This window comes from Thermanaeromonas sp. DSM 22490 (assembly GCF_056378755.1).
On record NZ_JBJHHE010000069.1, the window covers coordinates 1 to 1,107 of the forward strand.

Below are 1,107 nucleotides of genomic sequence, written 5' to 3' on the forward strand. Positions count from 1 at the left end.
GAATTAGGGCTACTTTGACTCTAGAACGACCTAATTTAATGTGCGAGCTTTTTACGGTTCAATTTGACAATCTACACTTTTACTCTGGTGAGGGTTTGCCTTACTGTAAGTACCCCGTTTTTAAAATCGATATCCTGCCACCGGAGGGCAAAAAGCTCTCCTTCTCTCAACCCTGTTCCCAGTTCTAGCAGAAAGGCGGCGTACAGGCGGTCTCCTTTTATGGAAGTAAGAAATTGTCTGACCTGCTCAGGGGTAAGAGGAGTGAATTCTTTCTTACGGTCTTTAGGGAGTTCTACAGCTTCAGCTACGTTGCGGCTAATCAATCCCTCCTTGACCGCCTGCTCTAGCGCACCGTGAATAAGGGTATGAATATACCGGACCATACGGGGGGACAACCCACCCTTGCCATCAGCCCGACCACTCTCTAACTTGGTGTTATAGAGCCTTTGGAGGTGGCTAGGCTGCAGTTGCCTTAACTGGATATTGCCCAGCGCGGGTTTGATATGCACCCGGATCATAATCTCGTAGCTTTCGAGCGTACTAGGTTCGACTTTGGGCTTTTTGTACACTTGGAGCCAGGTGTCAAGCCATTGGCCTAGAGTTATCTTGTTCGGTTCCACAAATACCCCCTGCTGCATTTCGGCCTGGGCTTTGGCTTTCTTCTCTATGACTTCTTGCTGGGTCTTCCCATAAAAGGTAACTCTTCTCGATTTACCAGTAACAGGGTCAATACCAATGGAGAGTTGTGCTGCCCATCTACCGTCAGGCCTCTGGTACACAGTTCCTTCGCCATTGGCTCTCTTTTTAGCCTTCTTTTTTCCCATGCTTACCTCTGTCGGTGTCAATATAAAAATCCACATTTATGGTCATTTTTTAGTCCACAAATATGGGAAAGATAAGTCCACAAATATGGGAAAATTAACTCCCCAATTGTGGGAAGATAAAGTCCACAATTATGGTAATCAAAATTCCGCACTTCTGGTAACGTCGCCGTTGTTTGCATCTTGGGTTCTAAGCTTTTGCCGTTCTCTTAGAAGTGATGTGATAAACCCCTTAAATCAAGGCTAATTGCAGTCGAAAACACGAGATAAATAATAGGTGATGTTT

At 45.5% G+C, this 1,107-nt stretch carries 1 protein-coding gene; it reads right to left on the reverse strand.

What is annotated here, in order from left to right; translation table 11 throughout:
• Positions 1-71 precede the first annotated feature (71 nt).
• The gene (locus AC1BI1_RS15350; protein WP_476718174.1) at positions 72-824 is read right to left on the reverse strand and encodes a site-specific integrase; all 753 of its coding nucleotides are present in this window, start codon (positions 822-824) and stop codon (positions 72-74) included.
• Positions 825-1,107 lie beyond the last annotated feature (283 nt).